Origin of the sequence: Variovorax sp. S12S4 (assembly GCF_023195515.1) — a bacterium.
In the GTDB taxonomy this organism is placed as follows: Bacteria; Pseudomonadota; Gammaproteobacteria; order Burkholderiales; family Burkholderiaceae_C; genus Variovorax.
Genome location: NZ_JALPKR020000002.1, coordinates 5,460,168 through 5,481,418, shown reverse-complemented (window position 1 = coordinate 5,481,418; position 21,251 = coordinate 5,460,168). Strand labels below are relative to the sequence as shown.

Here is a 21,251-nt window from a genome sequence, read left to right as displayed (position 1 = left end):
ATACAGTTAACGATTGCATCATGGGCCTTCCTTTCCTCAACTCCTTTTCCGCCGCCGCAGGCCGTGGCGTCTGGCATGCCGACGAGCTCGGCCTGGCCGACGCGCAGGTCGTCGCCACCGGCCACGCCGCGCTCGACGCCGAGCTGCCGGGTGGCGGCTGGCCTGTAGGCGCCATGACGGAGTTGCTGCAAACCGCGCCCGAGGCCCATGTCTGGCGACTGCTGCTGCCCGCTTTGGCGCAGGCCGTCCAGGCGCGCGGCGGGCCGGTGGTGCTGATCGGCGCGCCCTATGAACCCTGCGGGCCGTCTCTGGCGGCGCAGGGCTTGCCGGTGGAAGCGCTGATGTGGGTCCGGAGCGACGCGCCGGCTTCGCGCCTGTGGGCCTGCGAACAGGCGCTGCGCTGTGCGGATGTGTCGGCCGTGCTGGCCTGGCTGCCGCAGGCCCGGGTGGGCGAGCTGCGGCGGCTGCAACTGGCCGCCGCCCAGCATGACGTGCTGCTCTTCGTGTGCCGGCCCGAATCGGCCGCGCAGGGTGCGTCGCCGGCGCGGCTTCGGCTTCAGGTGGAAAGCTGCGAGGCCGACAGCTCGCAGATCGAACTGCGCATTCTCAAGCGCCGGGGGCCGCCCTTGGCCGCGCCGGTGATGCTGCCCGCGCGCAACGAGCGCATGGCCGCATTGCTGGCGGCCGCCCGGTTGCGCCGCAAGCTGCGGCTGCAGCAGCAGGGCACGGCGGCGGCCGGTGAAGAGACAACATCGACCGCGGCCACGGTGGTGCGCATCGACGCATGGAAGGGAGGCCCCAGTGCACTGGATCGCATTGCGGTGGTCGCTTGAATCCGATTCGCCTGACGAAGCGCAGCCCCTGCCCACGCCCGAGGCGCTGGGCTGGTGGGCGCTGCAATACACGCCGCACGTCGCCTGGCAAGACGAGGCGCTGATGCTCGAGGTTTCGGCCTGCGAGCGCCTGTGGGGTGGGCGCTCGTCGCTGATGCGCCAGCTGGCCCACGAGAACCCCGCGCCCGACGCCGTGATGCGCGGCGCGCAGGGCGCCACCAGCCTCATCGCGCTGGCCCGGCTGCGGCTGTTCGAGCGCGAAGAGAGCCGGCCCAAGGACATTCCCGCCGGCCTGCCGCTGGACACGCTGAGCGCCGCGCGCGAACACCTCGATCTGCTGGCGCGCCTGGGCTGCCGCACCTGGGGCGACGTGGCGGCCTTGCCGCGCGGCGGCCTCACGCGGCGCTTTGGCGCGGCGCTGCGCGAGGCGCTCGACGTGGCTTGGGGCCTGCGCCCCGAAAGCCACAGCTGGCTCACGCTGCCCGACGTGTTCGAGCAGAAGCTCGAGCTGCCCGCGCTGGCCGAAACCGCACCCGAGTTGATGTGGTCGGCCAACCGGCTGCTTACGGCGCTGCAGTTCTGGCTGCGTGCCCGCCAGCGCGGCGCGCGCGCGCTCGAGCTGCAATGGACGCTCGACCTCAAGCGCTTCAACGGCGTGAACCTGCCGCCGCACCAGCAGGTCACCGTGCGCACGGCCGAGCCCACGCAGGACATGGCGCACCTGCGGCGCCTGCTCTCCGAAAAACTCGCCCTCACCACGCTTGCGGCGCCCGCAAGCTGGCTGCGCCTCCGCACACTCGAAACCGATCCGTGGGCCGGCGCCAGCACCAGCTTTCTGCCCGAAGACAACCGCAAGGGCGACAAGCTGCACGAAATGGTCGAGCGGCTCAGCGTGCGGCTCGGGGCGCAGCAGGTGGTGGTGCCCGTGGCCCAGGCCGACCACCGGCCCGAGCGCAAGCAGGCCTGGCGGCCCGCGCTGCAGAAAGACACTGCGCTGCCGGGCACCCGCAAGGAAGCCCGGGAAACTGCAAAGGCGAAGGCCGCGGCTTTGCAGCCCGATGCGCTCTACCCGCCGTGGCTCTTGCCCGAGCCGCTGCTGCTCGAGATGGACGGCGAGCGCCCGTGCTACCGCGGCCCCCTCAGCAAACTGATCGGGCCGCAGCGCGTCGAAGCCGGCTGGTGGGGCGGCAAGGAAGACGGCGGCCAGCCGGCCATGCGCGACTACTACGTGGCGGAAAGCCCCGAAGCCGGACTGGTGTGGATCTTTCGCGAGCGGCTCTCCGCACGCTTTTCCCAGGGCGAAGTGCGCTGGTACCTGCAGGGGTTCTATGCCTGACCTGAGCGAAAAGCAGCTGCGCGGACGCAACTCCGCCAAGGTGCATGCGCTGCCGTTGCCCTTGCGCAAGAAGCCACCGCCCACGCTGCCCGACTACGCCGAGCTGCACTGCCTGACCAACTTCAGCTTTCAGCGCGGCGCCTCGACGCCTGAAGAAATGGTCGAGCGCGCCTACCAACTCGGCTACACGGCGCTGGCCATTACCGACGAATGCTCGGTGGCCGGCATCGTGCGCGCGCACGTCTGCTTGCGCGATCTGCCGGCCAAATTGGAAGAACACGAGCGCGACCATCCTGACGAGCCGCCGCTTCCGCGCAACCCCGATTTCCGGCTGTTGTTCGGCAGCGAGTTCCGCTTCGAGCGCTTCAGGCTCGTGGTCATCGCCAACGACACCGAGGGCTGGGGCAACCTGTGCGAGTTCATCACCGCCGCGCGCAACACCGAGCTGCCCAAGGGCGAATACCGCGTGAGCTGGGACGAGAGCGACGTGGCATCGCTGCAGCACTGCCAGGTTCTTTTTGTGCCGCACAGGGCGCCGGGCGGTGCCATGGACGTCGCCTCGCTGCATGAAGACCTGCTGGCCGCCAAGGCGCTCTATGGAGAAAACCTGTGGCTGGCGGTGGAGATGCTCAACGAGCTCGACGACGACCTGTGGTTTGTCACGCTGATGCAGGCGGGCGAGCACGTGGGCGTTCCGCTCGTGGCGGCCGGCGACGTGCACATGCATGCGCGCGCGGCCAAGCCGCTGCACGACGTGCTCACCGCCGTGCGCCAAGGCAAGACCGTGGCCGAATGCGGCTTTGCGCTGCAGTCGAATGCCGAGCGGCATCTGCGGCAGCGGGTGCGGCTGGCCGAGCTGTATCTCTCCGAAATGCTATCGAACACGCTGGTGGTGGCCGAGCGCTGCCGGTTCGATCCCAATGTGATCCGCGAGACCTACAAGTACCCGCTCGAAACCGTGGGCAACCACGAGACGCCCGTGCAGACGCTGGTGCGCAAGACCTGGGAGGGCGCGGCGGTCCGCTTTCCCGAGGGCATCCCCGGCAAGGTGCGCGAGCAGGTCGAAAAGGAACTCGCGCTGATCGTCGAGCTGAAGTACGAGATGTTCTTTCTCACGGTGGAAGACATCGTGCGCTTTGCGCGCTCGAAGCACATCCTTTGCCAGGGGCGCGGTTCTTCAGCCAACTCGGTCGTCTGCTACTGCCTGGGCATTACCGCGGTCAGCCCTGAAAAAGGCCACCTGCTGTTCGAGCGATTCCTGAGCCGGCATCGCAATGAGCCGCCCGACATCGATGTCGACTTCGAGCACCAGCGGCGCGAAGAGGTCATCCAGTACATCTACGAAAAGTACGGCCGCGAGCGCGCAGCCATTGCCGCCGTCGTCATCTGTTACCGCGCACGCAGCGCCTTGCGCGACGTGGGCAAGGCCATCGGCATCGACGAGCGCCTGATCGACGAGTTTGCAAAAGACCACTACTGGTTCGACGACACCGTGCTGGGCGAGCAACTGTTCAAGGCGGCCGCGCGCGTCGGCGTGCAGGAAGACGAACTCAAGCTGGTGCAATGGATCGAGATGACGCAGCGCCTCAAGGGCTTTCCGCGCCATCTGAGCCAGCACGTGGGCGGCTTTGTGCTCACGCACACCAAGCTCACGCGGCTGGTGCCGGTCGAAAAGGCATCGATGAAAGACCGCTCCGTCATCCAGTGGGAGAAGGACGACCTCGAAGCCATGGGCATGCTCAAGGTCGACGTGCTCGCGCTCGGCATGCTCAGCGCGATAAAACGCGGGCTCGACCACATGAACCGCTGGCGCGGCTCGATGGTGGAGATGCATCACATCCCCAACGACGACCAGAAGGTGTTCGACATGATCTGCGACGCCGACACCATCGGCGTGTTCCAGATCGAGAGCAGGGCGCAGATGTCGATGCTGCCGCGCCTGAAGCCGCGCTGCTACGAAGACCTGGTGATCGAGGTCGCGATCGTGCGGCCCGGGCCCATACAGGGCGGCATGGTGCATCCCTACCTCAAGCAGCGCGAGCGGTTGGCCAAGGGCTTGGCGATCCACTACGAGAAGGAAGAGCTGAAAGAAGCACTCGAGCGCACGCTCGGCGTGCCGATCTTCCAGGAGCAGGTGATGCAGATCGCCATGATCGCGGCCAAGTTCACCGCCGACGAGGCCGATCAGCTGAGGCGCGCCATGGCCGCATGGAAGCGCAAGGGCGGCCTCGAGAAGTTCCACGAGAAGCTCGTGAAGGGCATGGTCGACAACGGCTACAAGGAGTCTTTCGCCGAAGCCATCTTCAAGCAGATCCTCGGCTTTGGCGACTACGGTTTTCCCGAAAGCCATGCCGCGAGCTTTGCGCTGCTGGTCACCGTGAGCAGCTGGCTCAAGAACTACGAGCCTGCCTGCTTCCTCGCGGCGCTGCTCGATTCGCAGCCCATGGGCTTCTACAGCCCCTCGCAGCTTGTGCAGGACGCGCGGCGGCATGGCGTGGAAGTGCGGCCGGTCGATGTCGCGTGCAGCGACATCGACACCACGCTCGAGGCCCGCAGCCCCGATGCACCGCGCATGCCGCCGGGCACCGATGCGCGCTACGCCAATCGCCTCGGCAACGAGAACCAGCCCGCGGTGCGGCTCGGGCTGAACCGGGTTTCGAGCCTCAGCAAGGAGGGCGCAAAGCGCCTGCTCGAAGCGCGCGCGCAAGCGCCCTTCACCAGCACCGAAGACCTCGCCCTGCGCGCCGAACTCGACGGCAAGGACATGGCCGCGCTGGCCGCCGCCGATGCGCTGATGTCGCTTTCGGGCCATCGGCGCCAGCAGGTGTGGGACGCCACAGCGCAGAGGCGTTCGCCGGCCTTGCTCAAGGGCGTGCCGATCAACGAGCAGGTCCTGCAACTGCCCGCGGCACCCGAGGGCGAGGAAATCGTCGGCGACTACGCGGCGCTCGGCCTCACGCTGCGGCGCCATCCGCTCGCCTTGCTGCGCCCGCGCCTCGCACGCATGAAGCTCATGAGCGCCGAAGAACTGCGCAGCCTGCCCAGCGGCCAGACCGCGCGCGCCTGCGGCATCGTCAAGGGGCGGCAGCGCCCGGGCACCGCCAACGGCACCATCTTCGTCACGCTCGAGGACGAGACCGGCAATGTCAACGTCATCGTCTGGAGCCATGTCATCGAAGCCTGGCGCGAGCCGCTGCTCAAGTCGCACTTGCTGGCGGTGCAGGGCACCTGGCAGCGCGACGACGAGACCGGCGGCAAGGTGCAACACCTGATTGCCACGGGCTTCAAGGACCTGACGCCGCTCATGGGCCGGCTGGCGCAGAGCAACACCAGCCGCGATTTTCATTGACGGCGCGGATGCAACCGATCGTTCCATGGCTCGCGCAACCGGCCACTTTTCGCTAACCTGCTTCTTCCATGTCCGCACTTGCACTTGATCCCGTCGTGGCCTTGCCGATCGGTCCGCCGCCGCCTGCGCCCGATGTACCCATTCCCATGCCGCCACCGCAGCCCGGGCCGCCGCCGGAAGGCGATCCGCCGCCCGCGGAGCCGCCGTTCACCGACCCCGGCTTTCCGCCGCCGGTGATCGATCCGCCGCCGCCCATGCAGAAAACCGGCGAGGTGCCTTTCGGAAAGGCGCACGCGCGTCGGCTGCGTGAAATCTATCGCTCGGCCGGCTGGCCCTGCTGCGACACCATCGAGGTCGAACTGCTGGCCGGCGGATTTCTCGAGCGCGTGCGCACGCCGCACGGCCACGAGACCTTGCGTGTGACGGACGCCGGCATTGCACGCATTGCCACCACGCTCACCATCAACCGCGCGGCGCTCTCGCCGCACGAGGCATTGGTTGAACGCGTGGCACGCGAAATGACGCGCGGCGGCCGCATCGCATGGCGCGGCCTCGGCCTGCGGGCGCGCCTGCCACCGCTCGAAGAGGGCGGCAAACCGCGCTGGTGCATTGCAAAGCCCGATGTGTTTTCCATTCGCAATACCAGCGTGGAAGCCTATGCGCACCCCATCGTGCACGAGGTGAAGGTGAGCCGCGCCGACCTGCTGGGCGACCTGCGCAAGCCCGACAAGCGCGCGGCCTACCTCGACCTGGGTGGCGAGTGCTGGTATGTGCTGGGCAACGACGCGCGGGGCCGCTGCATTGCGTCGCCCGACGAAATTCCGCAGGAGTGCGGCGTGCTGGTGCTAGAAGGCGAACGGCTGGTGGTGGCGCGCGCGGCCGTGCACCGCGCGTTCGAGCGCATTCCGTTCGGCGTGTGGCTGGCGCTTGCAAAGGCGCAGCCCATTGCGGGCTTCGATGACGATGCGCAGGACATGCTGGGCGACGATGCGCCCTGAATGACGGCCTGCGCGGCCGTTGCAAATCACTAGGACTCAGGCCACCACTCTTCGGCCGTGGTGCGGATGACGCGGGCCGCCTGCAGGCGGATGTCCTTGCCGTCGCCGCGCTCCTTGTCGGAGACCACGCGAAAAGGCCAGGTCGAAATGCGGCCCGCATGCGGGCGCGGCTGCGAGCGCCTCAGCGGCGAAAAAAACAGGATCCGCGCAGAAGGCGCTGGCGGGCTGGCGGTGGTCATGGTGTCGCCTCGAATGTTGCTCTGGGAGACGAGTAATTCTAGAGGAAACACTGTATGAACGTACAGTATATTTGCGCCGTCTCAAATGCTGAGGAGAGGGTGCATGGCCCGTGGCATGTCCGGCCCGCTGCGCAGGTTGCGCTCGATGAATTCGCGGGCAATGGCATCCAGATTGGCCGGCGCCGGCGTGACGAAGGACATGCGGTATTTCAGCAACCGGCCGTTGCGCCCCGTCAGAAAGGTGAACGACTCGTAGGTCTTCTGGCTCTGGGCGTGCAGCACGCGAAAGCTCACGCGCCGGAAGGCCTGCCCGTCGATCAGCTCATCGCGCACCGGGCCGACTTCCACCTTGGCATAGACGCCTCTCGCGCCCGCAAGCCGGACCTCTTCCACGGCGGCCTTGAAGTGCTCGTCGAACTCCGGGTCGGCGACGCCGGCGGCCCAGTCGCTGCGCTTCATGCCGTACACGTAGACGTCGACCCAGCCCACGTTGCTTTGATACCGGTGGCTGACGCCCAGGCCGGGCTGCCCGGCCTCGTACGAGGTCGAGCGCACGTACTGCCATTGCACCGCACTGGCGGCCGGAGCCGAGGCGACGGGAGGTCTCGCGGGCGGCGCGGTGCAGCCCGCGAGCAGGGCTGCGGCCGTCAAGATCAGGGCAGGCCAACGCTTCGTCATGAAGGGCCTGCCTGAAACGGGGTGGCTGCCTCGGCCGTCAGTCCGGCCGGACTTCGAAATACGCTTCGTCGGCCTCGCCCAGCGCGCGAAAGCCCGCGGTCTTGGCGGCTTCGTAGGCCTTGGCCCAGTTTGCGGCCAGCGCGATCTCGTCTTTCGTCAACTCGTCGGCACTCGACTCGCGGGCGTTTTCGAAGGCCTTCAGCGCCTGCGCCACGCCGTCTCCCAGCAGCTTGTCGAGTTCGCGCCGGAAGCGCGACTCCGCCGCGGAAATGACTTCGGCCGGTGCATCGGGAAAGTCGATCAGGTTCACTGTGTAGCTCATGGGCCGGATGCTACGTGATGGCAACAGCCCCGTCCTCCGGTGGCGTTGTTGCCGCGTATGTCAGGGGTGTGCCGCTAGCTGTGCACCCGCACTCGCGCTGGCGCTTGCAGCCAGCGCTTCGGGCGGCATCGCCGTCGCCGTTTCGGGCTGCGCCCTGATGGAGGCGCAGCGGCCGTAGGTGTCGTCGAAGCGCACGATGTCGTCCTCGCCCAGGTAGCTGCCGGTCTGCACCTCGATCACTTCGAGCATGGTCTTGCCCGGGTTTTCGAGCCGGTGGATCGCGCCCGAGGGCAGGTAGATGGATTCGTTCTCCCGCACCAGGCTGACCTGGCCGTCGCAGGTGGCCTTGGCGGTGCCGCGCACCACAATCCAATGCTCGGCGCGGTGGTGGTGCATTTGCAGCGACAGCTTGGCGCCCGGATTCACGGTGAGGCGCTTCACCTGGAAGCGGTCGCCGAAGTCGAGCCTGTCGTAGGCGCCCCAAGGCCGCACCACCCGCCGGTGTTCGGTCGCTTCGGCCTGGCCTTGCTGCGCGAGCATGCGCACCACCTCGCCGACCTGCTCGGCGCAATCCGCCTTCGCCACCAGCACGGCGTCGGGGGTGTCCACGATGATCAGGTCCTCGGTGCCCAGGGCCACCACCGGCCGGTGCGGCGCATGAATGAAGGTATTGCGCGCACGCAGCGTCCTGGCCTGGCCGCTCAGGCGGTTGCCGGTTCCGTCTTCCGGATGCAGCGTGGCCACGGCGTTCCAGCTTCCCACGTCGCTCCAGGCGCCTTCGAACTTCACCACGGCAATGTTCTGCTGCTTTTCGAGCACCGCATAGTCGATGCTGTCGCTGCGGCAGGCTTGGAAGGCCTCCGGGTCCAGGCGGTCGAAACTGCCTTCGCTCGAAACACCGGCGGTTGCACGCTGGCAGGCCAGCAGGATGTCGGGGGCGTGCGCGTTCAACGCCGCAATCAGCGTACTTGCCTGCACCAGGAAGATGCCCGCGTTCCAGCTGTAGCCGCCGTGCAGGATCAGCGATTCGGCCACCGACGCCGTGGGCTTTTCGACGAAGCGCACCACGGCCCGGCTGCAGCCGTCGGCCGACACGGCGCCGGCTTCGATGTAGCCATAGGCAGTGCTCGCAAAGGAAGGCATCACGCCGAAGGTCACGATATGCCCGGCCAGCGCCGCATCGACGCCGCGCCGTATCGTCTCGGCGAACAGCGGCGTGTCGGGAATGTGGTGGTCGGAGGGGGCGAACAGAAGCAGGTCGTCCTTGTTGGCGAGCAGTGCCGCAGCCGCCATGGCCGCCGCGGTGTTGCGCGCCATCGGCTCCAGGATCTGCCGCCCGGTGGCACCGGCTTTCTCGACGGCCTCGCGCACCAGGAAGCGGTGGTCTTCCGATGCGATGCAGGTGATGTTGCTGTTCAGGCTGCACAGGCGCTCCAGCGTCATCTGCAGCAGGCTCTTGTCGCCGATCAGCGGTGCGAACTGCTTGGGAAGCGTCTTGCGCGAGAGCGGCCACAGGCGAGTGCCGCTGCCTCCGCAGAGCACGACGGGATGGATGGTGGGGGTGTTCATGACAACGTCCTTGATGAAGGTGAAGGCCGGCGCGCTCAGAGCTGCCCGGTGTTGGTGGCGAAGCTCACCGCCTGCGCGCGCGAATGCACCTGCAGCTTCTTGTAGATGTTCTTGATGTGGGCGTTGACCGTCTGCCCCGAGATTCCGAGCCTCATGCTGATCTCCTTCGACACGCAGCCGCGCGCCACGCAGCGGAGCACTTCGCGCTCGCGCGTCGTCAGCGTTACCTCGCGCTGCGGTGCTTCTACCGGGGGCGGCTCGCTGGTGTGCTGGTTCATGCGTGTCAGCAGCCGGCGCGCCAGCTTGGGCGTGATGGCCGCGCCGCCGTTCACCACCTGCAGCACGGCCTGCGCAAAGCTCTGCAGCCAGGCGTGCTTGAGCAGGTAGCCCGTGGCGCCAAGCTCGAAGGCGTGCATCACGTGGGCGTCGTCTTCCATGGCCGAGATGACGATGATTTCGCAGTAGCGATGCAGCTTGCGCGCCTCGCGAATGAGTTCGAAGCCGGATCCGTCGCCGAGCCGGAGGTCGACCATCAGCACGTCGAATTCATGGGTCGCCAGCAGGCGGCGGCCGTCGCGCACGCTGCCGGCCTGCGCCTCCAGCTGGATGCGCATGTCCGACAGCAGCTCTTGGGCAATCACGCGGCGCATGAACTCGTCGTCGTCGACGAGCAGCACGCGAACCGGGGCGTCTTCCTGCCCCGTCAGGAAATGCGGCCACAGCGGTTCGGCCGGAGGACAGACGCCGGACGGATAAACCGTGCGGCGCTCGGACGCCCGAGCGGAGTCAGGGGAGTCGGAAGAGTGAGGCGCGGTGTCGGACATGAAGGTTCCTAGAGAGTTGTTAGGGTTGGAGGAGGTTTCACGTTTGCATCGAGATACGCCGGCCCTCGGGGGCCGGCACTTTGGAAGCCTTTGCAGGCAGCTTTGAAAGAGTCATGGCCTGGATCCGGTGGGGGCGGGAACCGCGAGCGGCTCGGCCACGCAGCGCATCAGTTCGCGCTCCAGGCGCTGGAGAATGGCGTTGCGGTCCAGCTCTGTTTCCGCGAACGAACGGGCGGCCGCGCCCATGGCTTCGCGTTGCGGGCGAGACATCGCAAGCTGCGCGATGGCGTCGGCCAGCGCGTCCGCATCGCCGGGGGCAACCACCATGCCGCGGCCGGACACCACGTTGCTCAGCTCGGTGCCCGCATGGGCCGTCACGATCACGGCCTTGCCGCTCGCGAGCATGCCGGCCAGCTTCGAAGGCATCACCAGGTCCGCGGCGTCGGCGCGCTGCGGCAGCACGTGGATGTCCGCCATGCCCAGCAGTTCGTTGAGCCGCTCGGCAGGCTGCAGGTCGATGAAGTGAACGCGCGGCAAGTTTGCGCAGGCTGCCTTCAGCGGCTCGCGGCTCGGGCCGTTGCCGCAGAACACGAAGTGGATATGCGCCGCCGCGACCAGGCGGTGCGCCGCATCGGCCAGCAACTCGATGCCCTGCTTGGCGCCCAGGCTGCCCGCATAGAGCACCACCACCTCGTCCGCCGGAATGCCGAGCATGCTCCGGTAGCCGGTGGCGCCGCCCGCATCCGGCGCATCGGCGGGTTGCGGAAAGATCGAGCGCACATCCACCCAGTTGGGCAGCAGCACCAGCCGGGTTTCGTCAATGCCCTTGTCCTTCGCCTTGTCGAGCATGGCGGCCGAGATGGTCGATACGCGGGTGAACCGGCCAAGCAGCCAGCGTTCCACCGAGAGCGCGAAGCGCCGCACCCGCGCGCCGCGCACCAGGCCCATGCCAAAGGCGGCGTCCACCTCGTAGTCCTGGATGTGCAGCCACGACTTGATGCCGAGCATCCGCGAGAAGAGGAGCGCGGACGGCGCGCAGAAAAGGGGCGGCTCGACCACGAAGACCACGTCCGGCTTCCAGCGGATCTGCGCGAAGAGCAAGGGCAAGCTCGACACCATGAACGAGAACAGATGCGCCAGGCGCGCGAGCGCCCGCGGGCGTGCGGGTATCCAGGTCGGCGCGCGCCAGACCGTGATGCCGTTCCAATCGGTCTTGCGGTAGGCCCAGGCCGAATACCCCTCGAACGGCGCCCAGTTCGGAAAGAAGGGCGGCGATGCGATCACGCGCACGTCGTGGCCCTTTGCATGCAGCCACTGCGCCATTTCGCCCGAGTACTTGCCAATGCCGACCAGCTCGGGCGTGAAGTTCATCGAGTAAAGCAGAATTTTCACGATGCCCTTTCAAAGGAACCGCGGACCAGCCGCACGATCGGGTAGAAGCCGAACAGCGCGCGCATGCGCACTTCGTAGAGAAGAAAGTCGGTGAAGAAGGCGATGAAGAAAACGTAGTGCGGCTTGCCGGGAAAAACCGACACCACCACGCCGTAGGACACAAGCCGCAGCGCCACTTCGAGCAATGCCCAGCCACCGAGTGCGGCCACCGGGCTCTTGAGCGCGAGCAGCATCTCGTGGTGGATCGTGTAGGTGCGCAGCAGGAAGTACGGCGCAATGCACAGAAAGATCTCCAGCGCCTCGTGCCCCACCTTCAGCAGCGGCGCGGCCACCGTGATCAGCGCGGCCAGGCCGGCGAAGAGCACGCAGCCCAGCAGGAACGATTGCTTGGCCAGCTGCAGCGTCGACGCATCGAGCTTGCCGGCCTCGGCACCCAGCATGGCGCGCGTCTTCGTATAGAGAAATGCCTGCACGAACTGCGACGGTGCTTCCGCCAGCAGAAACGCGACCTTGAAAGCGCCCACGTATCCGAGCGGCATGAAGAAGGCGACCACCAGCAGGTCCGACTTGCGAAGCAGGAACATCAGCAGCGAATAAACGGTGGCGCCGCCCTGCGACTGCAGGCGCAGCGCCGGCCGGCCGCGCGGCGGACCTGCAGCCCAGCCCGTGCGCATGCTGGCCGCGCCCACGATCAAAAAGGCCAAGAGGTTGATGAGCAGCAGCTGCCAGGCACCCAGCTCGGACCCCAGCACGATGAGCGCCGCGATGCCCAGCACCAGAATGCTCGAGCGGATGCCCGTCTCCAGGTTGAGCAGCCCCGCATAGCCCAGCCCCCGGCTGTAGGAAAGGCGCAGGCTGATGAACGAGAACACCGCCAGCGTGGATACCATCAGCACAAAGGGCGCGCCCGCCACCGGCAGGTGCTGAACCTTCAGGATCAGCACGATCAGCAGCGTGGCCAGCGGAATGCCGATGGCCAGGGTGCGCAGCACGTCGCCCCGGCGCACGCCCGGCGGCACGCTGCCGGCTTCGCGCGAAAAGAGAAGCGAACTGCCCAGCGTGCCCACCACCAGTGCCGCTTCCAGCACCGACTGGTAGATCGAGTACTCGCCGAACTCCGCGGGCGAGACATACGCCGCCATCAGAAAGACGGCCAGGAAGCCCGACAGGTAGGCATACAGTCGCGAAGCCAGCGCACCCAGGCCGCGCAACTGCACGGCGCGAAAGCCGGGCAGCGTGATGGAGCGGTCGAGGAGGTTCATGGCCTGCGCCTGTTGCGTGCCGGGCCGCGTCATTTCGGCGCGGAGGCGCCCGCGAATGGGCCGGCGCCGGCGGCACGCTGCGCGAGCAGGCCGCGGCCGAAGGCCCAGTTCTTGGCGCGGCGCGCCGCCTGCAGCACATACGTCAGCGCGGCGGCCGTGTGCACGCGGCCATGCAGCACGTGCGACATGGCCATCTTTGCGCTGCCCTGGAAGTGCAGGGCCATCACGCCCACCAGCTCGCCGGCCGGCGTGACCACGCTGGGCTGGCCGTCGACATACACGATGCGCTTGGCGCCGCCCCGGGCCTGGAATTCGTTCAACAGCAGGTTGTGGCCGCCGTTGATGTTGTGGTCGATCATCCGTCCGCCGAACACGCGGTTGATCGGATCCGCATTGCCGCTCGCCTGGGCCCAGAGGTGGAGCAGCGTCATGTCGGACACGCCGCCGCGCACGCCGCGGGCTGCGAACCGCGCCGCAATCGCGCGCAGCTTGCGGCGGCCGGCGGGCGTGGCGTAGGTGTTGAGCACAAAGGCGATGAAGCGCTGCAGGCCCATCGCGGTCCAGTAGCTCACGTGCGGCGATATCTGGCATGGGTCCCAGCCGTCGCGGGGGCGCATGTAGGAGCCGGAGAAATCCGCCTTTCCGGCCACGCGCCGTATGTGCGCGCCGACGCCGCGAAACAGCAGCACGTCGCTGTCGATCAGCACGAACTCGCGGCACTCCGGATGCGCCTTGAGATATTCGGCCAGGAGGAAGTAGCGCCGGAAGCAGATCTTCTCGAACTCCGGCGAATTGCTCGACAAGTGCACATAGTGGCTGCACAGGCGCTCGTAGTCGGGGCCGGCGTCGGTGCCCGCCAGCACGACGAGATGCTCCTCGGCCCGGGCCGCGGACTCGCGGCACAGCAGCAGGGTCTTGTTCTGGCGGTCTTCCACCACGATGAATGCGAGAGCGTTGGTCATGGGCTATGGAAAAAAGATGGCGTTGGTCGTGGGTCGGCACTCAGGGCCGCGGCGCGGTGGCGCTGCGCACCAGCGCGATGTGCGTGGGTAGAAAGCGGTAGTCCGAGTCCAGCGGCAGATCGAGCGTGAACAGCCCGCCGCGCGCTTTCGCATCGGCGATCCAGTCGCGCACCTGGGCGGCCGTGAAGCGAGGCGCAGTGGTCTGGCCCCACGACGCGCCGAGCGGCGTGAGCACGTGGAACGCCAGGCCCGATGCGGGGGTGGTGGAAGGCACCGAAGGCGCCGGAGGCTGCAGGAGCTCGCCCGCCATGAGGTTCTGGCACGGCGCGGCCTTGGCACTGAAGCGCTGCGGCCCCTCGCCGGAGTTGAAGGCGAGCCACCGCTTGGGCGCACCGGTGCGCGCGGCGGCGCAGAGCCCGTTCCAGTCTTCGGCCGACATGCCCTTGGTGTTGTAGACACCGTCGAACCACCAGCCCTTGGCCAGCGCGCCGTAGTGTTCCGACCATTCCCGGACCACCGCGGTCCATCCGGCGATGAAGCGCGCGGGCGGCGGCTTCTGCTCCGAAACATCGCCCAGGCAATCCATCAGGTAGGCATCGCCCTGCGGCGCACGGAAGGGCAAATACAGCACCAGCCCGATGCCACGGCGCTGCAAGGCGCGGCCGATCTCCATCGGCAGGTCGCGCGGCGGGCGGTTCTCGATGCTGCCGGGGCACAGCAGCTCCAGCGCGGCATTGGGCGCGATGAACTGGCCGTTGTTCTGGCCGAGCGTCAGGATGAGGTAGGAGGCCCGCATGCGTGCGAGCGATGCCGCAAGCGCCTCGGCATCGAATCGCGCCACATCGGCAATGGTCTGCTTGTCGGGCAGGTAATGCACCATCACCCCGAAGCCCGTCATCGGCGGCGCGGCCGACGCCGCGCAAGCCGCGCACAGCAGCCATGCCGGGAGAAGCCGCCGAAGAGCGCCTGCAAGCCAGGTCATCACATGGCCCCCGCGAGCGAAACGGCTTCATGCTTGAGCGTGAGGTAGCGCCTTGCCACCGTGCCCGGTGCGCAAGCTTCGGCGAGCGGCCAGGCCGGCTGCTTGGCCCGGTGCTCGGCCAGGTAGCGCGACAAACCGTCGAGGTCGGTGGAGCCGTTGCCGATGAAGAAGGCGTAGTCGCCGAACAGCTCCCTGTGCACCGGAATGTCCGACAGCAGCAGCGGCACGCCCAGCGTGGCGGCCTCGGCGGCGGAAAGGTTGAAGCCCTCGAACGCCGACAGCGAAATGAAGGCCGCCGCGCCGCAGTACAGCTGCGTCAGCTCCTTGCGCGAAACCATTCCCCTGTGGCGCACGCAGCCGCTGATGGCGGGATCCATGCGGGCGGCCATCCGCTTCACCTCCGCGGCGCCGTTGCCGGTAACGTCCAGCCAGTCGACCAGGCCCTCGCGCTTCATGCGCTCGAACAGCTTCAGCGTGCCGTCGAAGTTCTTGTGCGGGTAGTAGTGGTACGAGGCGATGAGGTAGCGCTCGCCAATGGCCGCCGCGCGTGCCGGCTTGACCGGGCCCGGCGGGCCGGGCGAGCGCGTCGCATCGACCGGGTTGAAGATGACGTTCGGGTGCTCGCAGCGCCCGAAGTAGCGCTCGAAATCCTGCTGGCTGCTCCTGCTGATGAACACCACATCGGCCGCGCTGCGCGCCACGCGCCGCAGGCACCAGTCGAGCCACAGGCGCTTGGTGCGGCTGAAATACTGCGGATAGGCCTTGTACTGCAGGTCGTGCACCACCACGATCGAATCGCGGTGGCGCCCGAAAAGCGTGAACGGAAGGAAGTAGTTGGGGAACAGCGAGAACACCGTCTCGCCGGATACCAGCGCCCTCAGCCGGTGATAGTTGTAGAGCGCTATCTCCAGCAGGAACCGGCTGATCTTCAGGCGCTGCGCCGCGGCGTATATGCGCGGGTGCCGCTCGCTGATCGGCTGGATGTGGTCGCCCTTGCACATGCGCATCCTGCGCAGCAGAAGATCGGACACATTCAGCACGCCGCCCGCGCCCTTGTTGAGGCTGATCGAGTCGTAGAAGAGGTATTTGTACATGGTGAAGCCTCACGTCGTGCCCTGGGCGTAGATCGCCGGCGCGCGGCGCGGCTGGCGAAACCGCGAGCTCAGCAGCCCGGCAAAAACGGCCGCGATCAGCCCCGAGGCCGCGAACGGGCCCCACCCGAGAATCGGGCCGCGCATGAAGGGCACATATGCGGCCAGCAGCACCAGAGCGCACAGGTAGGTGCTCGAGAGCGCGGCATGCGGCTGGGCCACCTTGTCGAGCACGCGGAACAGGGCCGAGACCGCCAGGCCAAGCATCACCGGCCCCGCCAGGCCGAAGTCGAAGTACGCCGTGGTGAATGGCGGCAGCGAGAGATTGCTCTGCGAGAAGTTGCCCAGCACGGCCGGCCATCCGAGGGGGTCGAACTCCGGATACATCTTCAGGCTGCGCGGCAGCATGAAAGAGAAGGCCGACAACAGGTAGCGCCCGAAACCGAGCTCTGGTTCGGGCGCGCGCTCCAACAGCCCGGCCACGATGTACATCGCGTCGAAGTCCTGGCTGTAGGGAAAGGTGGTGAGCGTCTCGCCCCAGAAGCTGCCGCGAGAAATCAGGTTCAGCACCGGGCCGAGGCCGGCGATGGCACCGAAGATCAGCATGGCGAGCAGCCAGCGGCGCTTCACGCCAAGCACGTAGATGAAAAGCGGCAGCAGGCCGATCAGCAGGATCTGCCGGGGCGTGTTGACCGGATAGGCCGCAATGCCGGCCAGCACCAGCGCAAAGCCGGCGGCACACCACGACCAGATCGTCCGGCGGCGGTATGCGTGGATGGCCAGCGCCACGAAGCACATCAGCACGATGAGCTTCGGCAGCGTCGAATAGACGATGAAATCGACCGGGAGGTTCTGGCCTTCGTCCGGCAGGCCGCGTGCGATGAAGTTCAGGTCGGGGCGGATGAACAGCGACGCGAACGCCGCGACCGTGCCGCTCAACAGCAGCAGCACAGGGTGCGCAACGCCGGCGATCTGCGTCTCGGGCACGCCGGCCCCGCGCGCGAAAGCCGGGGCCGCCGCCTCATGCATGCCGAACCTGGCGGCCTCCACACCCGCCATGTACAGCAGCAGCAGCGTGATGGCTTGCGTGTGCGCGCCCGCGCCGATCACGCCCGTGTCCCAGAACGAAACGTCGGCCGCGATCTGCATGGCCGGCGCCACCGAGAAGTAGGTGAGTACCGCGGTATAGTGGATCAGCAGGAACGTGCTCGTTCCCGCGGCGCCGAGCATTGCAAGCTGCACCAGCGAGAGCACGCACACCGCCGCGTAGCCCCAGACCGGGTCTACCTGGGCGCATGCGAACGCAGCCGCAATGCCGAACCAGAAGCAGAGTGTTCTCATGACAGGGCCTTGTGGGTGGAGGTCGGGGGTGTGAAGTGTTCGGCTCAGGCGTGGGCGATCTCTTGGACCGGGCGGATCGCCTCCTGGTAGGCCGCATAGGTGCGGCGCAGGCCTTCTTCGAGCGGCACCGTGGCTTGCCACCCGATGGCGGCTGCGCACGACACGTCGAGCAGCTTCCTGGGCGCGCCGTCCGGCTGCGAGGTGTCGAAGCAGATCCGGCCGCGGTAGCCGACGACGTCGCCGATCAACGCTGCCAGTTCGCCGATCGACAGGTCTTCACCCGTGCCGAGGTTGATGTGGGCGCACATGGGCGTGGTGTGCTGCTCGTAGCTGTCGCGCGTCATGTCCATCACCGCGATGCAGCCGTCGGCCATGTCGTCGACATAGAGGAACTCGCGCCGCGCGCGGCCGGTGCCCCAGATCACCACCTCGGGGGCGTTCTCCAGCTTGGCCAGGTGAAAGCGCCTGATGAGGGCCGGCACCACGTGGCTGTTCTGCGCGTGGTAGTTGTCGCCGGGCCCGTACAGGTTGGTGGGCATCACGCTGCGGTAGTCGATGCCGTGGGAGGCGCCGTACTGCCGGTTGTAGCTCTCGCACAGCTTGATGCCTGCAATCTTGGCGATTGCATAGGGTTCGTTCGTCGGCTCGAGCTTGCCGCCGAGCAGCGCATCTTCGTGGATGGGCTGCTCGGCAAGCCGCGGGTAGATGCAGCTCGAGCCGAGGAACAGGAGACGCCTGACGTTCGCAAGGAACGCCTGGTGCGTGACATTGGCGGCGATCAGGAGGTTCTGGTAGATGAACTCCGCCGGGTAGGTCATGTTGGCGTGGATGCCGCCGACCCTTGCCGCCGCGAGATAGACCTGGTCGATCTGCTCGGTGGCGAAGAACCGGCGCACTGCCTCCTGGTCGAGCAGGTCGAGCTCCTCGCGGCCGCGCGTGACGACCTCGTGCCCGAGGCCCCGCAGGCGCTTCATGAGCGACTGACCCACCATGCCGCGATGACCAGCAACGTATATACGCATATGTTCTTTCGGTTGAAGGTTGAGGATTGAGATGTCGGAACAGGGAGTGCGCGGGCCCCGGCGCCTAGCCGGAACCCTTTGCGCCCGCGACCACCAGAAAGGTTTTCAGCAGGATCACGATGTCCTGGCGCAGGGACAGCGTGGCGACGTAGTCGGCATCCATGGCGGCCCTGCGCCGGTAGCTGACCTCGCTGCGCCCGCTCACCTGCCACAGGCCGGTGATGCCCGGGCGCACCGAGCAGTAGTGGCCCCAGTAAGGGCCGTACAGGTCCTTCTGCGAGAACATGCAGGGGCGCGGGCCGACCATGCTCATGTCGCCCTTGAGCACGTTCCAGAACTGCGGCAGTTCGTCGAGGCTGTACTTGCGCAGGAACGCGCCGAAGGGCGTGATGCGCGGGTCATGCTCCAGCTTCTGGTACATGTCCCATTGCCGCCGCGCCTCTTCGTTCTCCCGCAGGTGGCGCGCCAGCACTGCGTCGGAGTCGGCCACCATCGAGCGGAACTTGTAGAAGCTGAAGACGCGCCCGTCCCGGCCGTAGCGCGGCTGCTTGTAGATCGCCGGGCCGCCGGAGGTCAGCCGCACGCCGAGCCACACCATCGCGTAGACCCAGCCCAGGAAGAGGAAGAAGCAGCTCGCCATCACGATGTCCATACCGCGCTTGGTGGCCATCAGCAACCGCGAATTGCCCGCCCACTGGACGGGAGCATTCGATCGCAGGGTGTTCACGCTGTCGCTCCCTCCGCGGCGGCCGCGGCTGCGACCGGCGTTGCGGGCCGGGGCAGTTCGGGCGCTGTCGGGTAGTCATGGGCCCGCAGCCGGTAGGCACCGTAGCGGTAGGCAAGGCTGCCGTAGTAGCGCCGGCGCGTGTCGAGCGCGTTGAGCACCACGCCCTGGAAATGCGCACCGGCATGCCGCAGCTGCTTCACGCTTTCGGTCAGGTCGCCCAGTTCGTTGTCGCCGGCGCGCGCAACCATGAGCAGCGTGCCCATGCAGGTCGCCATCTCGGCCGTTTCCGATGCGAGCAGGGTGGGCGGCGTGTCGACGATCACCACGTCGTAGCGCGTCGAGACCTTCTCGAGCACGCGGGCGAAGGCATCGCTCGTGAGAAGGCCCGTCGGGTCGGACGGCAACGCGCCTGTCGTCATCACGTCGAGATGCGGCAGGACTCCCTTGTGGATGGCGCCGTCGAGCTCGATGGAGCCCTGGATCAGCTCCGAGAGGCCGCCTGTGCGCTTCAGTCCGAAGCGGGGTGCCACGCTGCTGCGCCGCAGGTCGGCATCGATCAGCAGCACGCACCGGCCGCTCGATGCAAGCACCGCCGCGAGGTTGGACGACACGAAGGTCTTGCCCGCGCCGGGCGTGGCGCTCGAAATCATGATCCGGTTGTTCAGCGCGCGCGGCATCGCGAACTTCAGCGCGGTGCGCAGCCGCCGCAAGCCCTCGAGCGCCGGATCATCCGGATGAGCCGCCGCCAGCAGGTGCACGCCGGGCTTGCCGTGGAGCACGGCGCGGTCGAGATGGCGCTGCTGGTCGCTCAGCGTGACGGTGCTGTACACGTCCAGGCCGGTGTGGGTTTCGATCTCGGCCGGGCTGGCAATGGTGTTGCGCCACGACCTGCGCATGAAGGTCGAGGCCGCACCGATGAACAGGCCCGCCAGCAGCGCAAGCGCCATGGTGATCGAGGCCTTGGGCCGGATCTGCTTTTCAGGCGTCAGCGCCTGGTCGAGCACGCGCACGTTGCCGATGCGCCCCTCTTTCGCGAGCCGCATCTGCAGCGAGCTGTTCAGGAGCGACACGTAGAGGTCGGTGTTGACCTTGATGTCCCGCTGCATGCGCAGCGAGTCCTGCTGCATCATGGGCATGCGGCGGATGCGCTGTTCCACGCCGCCGAGTGCCTTCTTCAGCGAGGCGATCTGCGCGTCGATGGTCATGACGCTCGGGTCGCGGGCCGTGAAGCGCTCGGTCAGCTCCAGCCGCTTCTGCGTTGCATCGAAGAGCTTGGTCTGCAGGTCGATGTTCTGCGACAGCGCGTTGCGCGCCTCGTCGTCGAGGCTGATCGTGCCGTTGCGGTTGCGGTACTGGTTGTAGACCTCTTCGGAGTCCTCCAGCTGCTGCTTGAACTTGGGCAGCTCGCCGCCCAGGAAGTTGAGCGCGCGCTGGGCCTGTGCCGTCTTCTGGTCGATGTTCACGCGAACATACAGCCGAGCGACTTCATTGAGAAGATTGGCCAGCTGCGTGCGGTTGCCGGTCTGCCAGCTCACGTCCATCACCGAAGACTGCTTGCCTTTTTCGATGACGCGCAGGTCCTTCTGCAGCTCGAGCAGCGTGAGCTGCTTCGACTGGCGCACCAGCGAGAACGCGGCGCCCGGCAACCCCGAGACGGAGCCCACCAGCAGGTGCACAGGGCCGAGCGGCGTTTCGGCGTCGAGCGGCGTGCCGACCTTGCCTTCGATCGGTGCATCCAGCTTGGGGTGCGTCAGCGTGTAGGCGCCGTTCTCGCCGGCGGTCAACAGGAAACGCGTGCCCTCCAGATCCGTCGGCACGTCCATCTGCGCCACCACGATGCGCTCGTTGCCGCTCACGTAGCCCGAAAGGCCCGCAAAGCCGGGTTCGGAGAGCGTCTTCGCGCGGCGTGCGAGCCAGGGGCCGACGATCGGCAGATAGAGCGGCTCGGCCTCGATGTAGAGCTTGGTGTTCTCGATGGCCTGCCCGAGCACCAGGCGCGACTTCAGGATCTCGGCCTCGCCGGCCGTCGGCGTCTTGGCGTTCAGTGCGCTGCTCGCGGAGTCGCCGACCAGCGTGCCGCCCGAGCGCTCCGGGTCTTCGACCTGGATGAGCACGTTGGCCTCGTACACGCGCGGCCCGAACATCGCGTAGGCGGCGCCGATCAGCAGTGCCACCGCGGTGATCTTCGCGATCTTCCATCGGTTGTCGATCAGCAGGTCGATGTGCTCCCGCAGTCTTGAAGGAGGCTGCTCGGAAGCCGGCGCCGCATCTGTGGGGGCGGTAACCATGGGTTGCCAGTGCGCATTCATGAGATCACCTTTTTG

General features: G+C 67.3%; 18 protein-coding genes. 4 read left to right on the top strand and 14 right to left on the bottom strand.

The features are described 5' to 3' along the window. The first annotated feature begins 20 nt into the window (after window positions 1-20). The 4 genes from imuA (at window position 21) to M0765_RS26860 (ending at window position 6,516) form a co-directional block, all read left to right on the top strand. Window positions 21-833 (top strand): translesion DNA synthesis-associated protein ImuA, encoded by an 813-nt coding sequence (gene imuA, locus M0765_RS26875; RefSeq protein WP_258507343.1) that lies wholly within the window; start codon window positions 21-23, stop codon window positions 831-833. Further along, complete coding sequence (locus tag M0765_RS26870; protein WP_258507338.1) at window positions 802-2,169, top strand: Y-family DNA polymerase; 1,368 nt, start codon at window positions 802-804, stop codon at window positions 2,167-2,169. The genes imuA and M0765_RS26870 overlap by 32 nt, the downstream gene beginning before the upstream one ends. Next, window positions 2,162-5,518: an error-prone DNA polymerase gene (locus tag M0765_RS26865; RefSeq protein WP_258507335.1), complete on the top strand. Its 3,357-nt coding sequence runs from the start codon at window positions 2,162-2,164 to the stop codon at window positions 5,516-5,518. The genes M0765_RS26870 and M0765_RS26865 overlap by 8 nt, the downstream gene beginning before the upstream one ends. Window positions 5,519-5,586: 68 nt before the next feature. Further along, window positions 5,587-6,516, top strand: coding sequence for a hypothetical protein (locus tag M0765_RS26860; protein ID WP_258507334.1), 930 nt, complete (start codon window positions 5,587-5,589; stop codon window positions 6,514-6,516). Between the two features lie 29 nt (window positions 6,517-6,545). On the opposite strand, the gene M0765_RS26855 is transcribed toward M0765_RS26860, so the two are convergent. The 14 genes from M0765_RS26855 to M0765_RS26790 all read right to left on the bottom strand — a co-directional run bounded on the left by M0765_RS26855 (window position 6,546) and on the right by M0765_RS26790 (window position 21,236). Then, on the bottom strand, window positions 6,546-6,755 hold the full coding sequence (locus M0765_RS26855) for a hypothetical protein (protein WP_258507333.1): 210 nt from the start codon (window positions 6,753-6,755) through the stop codon (window positions 6,546-6,548). An 81-nt stretch (window positions 6,756-6,836) separates the two neighbouring features. Further along, on the bottom strand, window positions 6,837-7,433 hold the full coding sequence (locus M0765_RS26850) for a hypothetical protein (protein ID WP_258507331.1): 597 nt from the start codon (window positions 7,431-7,433) through the stop codon (window positions 6,837-6,839). A gap of 37 nt (window positions 7,434-7,470) precedes the next feature. Then, complete coding sequence (locus tag M0765_RS26845; RefSeq protein WP_258507329.1) at window positions 7,471-7,755, bottom strand: hypothetical protein; 285 nt, start codon at window positions 7,753-7,755, stop codon at window positions 7,471-7,473. 60 nt (window positions 7,756-7,815) lie between these two features. After that, window positions 7,816-9,324: a mannose-1-phosphate guanylyltransferase/mannose-6-phosphate isomerase gene (locus M0765_RS26840; RefSeq protein ID WP_258507326.1), complete on the bottom strand. Its 1,509-nt coding sequence runs from the start codon at window positions 9,322-9,324 to the stop codon at window positions 7,816-7,818. A gap of 35 nt (window positions 9,325-9,359) precedes the next feature. Further along, the gene (locus M0765_RS26835) at window positions 9,360-10,148 is read right to left on the bottom strand and encodes a LuxR C-terminal-related transcriptional regulator (RefSeq protein ID WP_258507325.1); all 789 of its coding nucleotides are present in this window, start codon (window positions 10,146-10,148) and stop codon (window positions 9,360-9,362) included. Between the two features lie 111 nt (window positions 10,149-10,259). Next, entirely contained in the window at window positions 10,260-11,540 is a 1,281-nt protein-coding gene (locus tag M0765_RS26830; RefSeq protein WP_258507324.1) for a glycosyltransferase WbuB, read from the bottom strand. Next, a complete protein-coding gene (locus M0765_RS26825) occupies window positions 11,537-12,802 on the bottom strand; it encodes a lipopolysaccharide biosynthesis protein (RefSeq protein WP_258507323.1) in 1,266 nt (421 codons plus the stop codon). Before M0765_RS26825 ends, M0765_RS26830 begins: the two co-directional genes overlap by 4 nt. A gap of 29 nt (window positions 12,803-12,831) precedes the next feature. Next, complete coding sequence (locus M0765_RS26820; protein WP_258507322.1) at window positions 12,832-13,764, bottom strand: hypothetical protein; 933 nt, start codon at window positions 13,762-13,764, stop codon at window positions 12,832-12,834. Between the two features lie 40 nt (window positions 13,765-13,804). Beyond that, window positions 13,805-14,746, bottom strand: a complete 942-nt coding sequence (locus M0765_RS26815) for a hypothetical protein (RefSeq protein WP_258507321.1) — start codon at window positions 14,744-14,746, stop codon at window positions 13,805-13,807. Next, window positions 14,746-15,840: a glycosyltransferase gene (locus M0765_RS26810; protein ID WP_258507318.1), complete on the bottom strand. Its 1,095-nt coding sequence runs from the start codon at window positions 15,838-15,840 to the stop codon at window positions 14,746-14,748. Before M0765_RS26810 ends, M0765_RS26815 begins: the two co-directional genes overlap by 1 nt. Before the next feature lie 9 nt (window positions 15,841-15,849). Further along, window positions 15,850-17,178 (bottom strand): hypothetical protein, encoded by a 1,329-nt coding sequence (locus M0765_RS26805; protein ID WP_258507317.1) that lies wholly within the window; start codon window positions 17,176-17,178, stop codon window positions 15,850-15,852. A 44-nt stretch (window positions 17,179-17,222) separates the two neighbouring features. Continuing rightward, window positions 17,223-18,200, bottom strand: a complete 978-nt coding sequence (locus tag M0765_RS26800) for a GDP-L-fucose synthase family protein (RefSeq protein WP_258507315.1) — start codon at window positions 18,198-18,200, stop codon at window positions 17,223-17,225. Window positions 18,201-18,264: 64 nt separating this feature from the next. After that, window positions 18,265-18,927 carry a sugar transferase gene (locus M0765_RS26795; protein WP_258507312.1) on the bottom strand — a complete coding sequence of 221 codons (663 nt, stop codon included), beginning with the start codon at window positions 18,925-18,927 and terminating at the stop codon, window positions 18,265-18,267. Then, entirely contained in the window at window positions 18,924-21,236 is a 2,313-nt protein-coding gene (locus M0765_RS26790) for a polysaccharide biosynthesis tyrosine autokinase (protein WP_258507309.1), read from the bottom strand. Before M0765_RS26790 ends, M0765_RS26795 begins: the two co-directional genes overlap by 4 nt. Window positions 21,237-21,251: the final 15 nt, after the last annotated feature.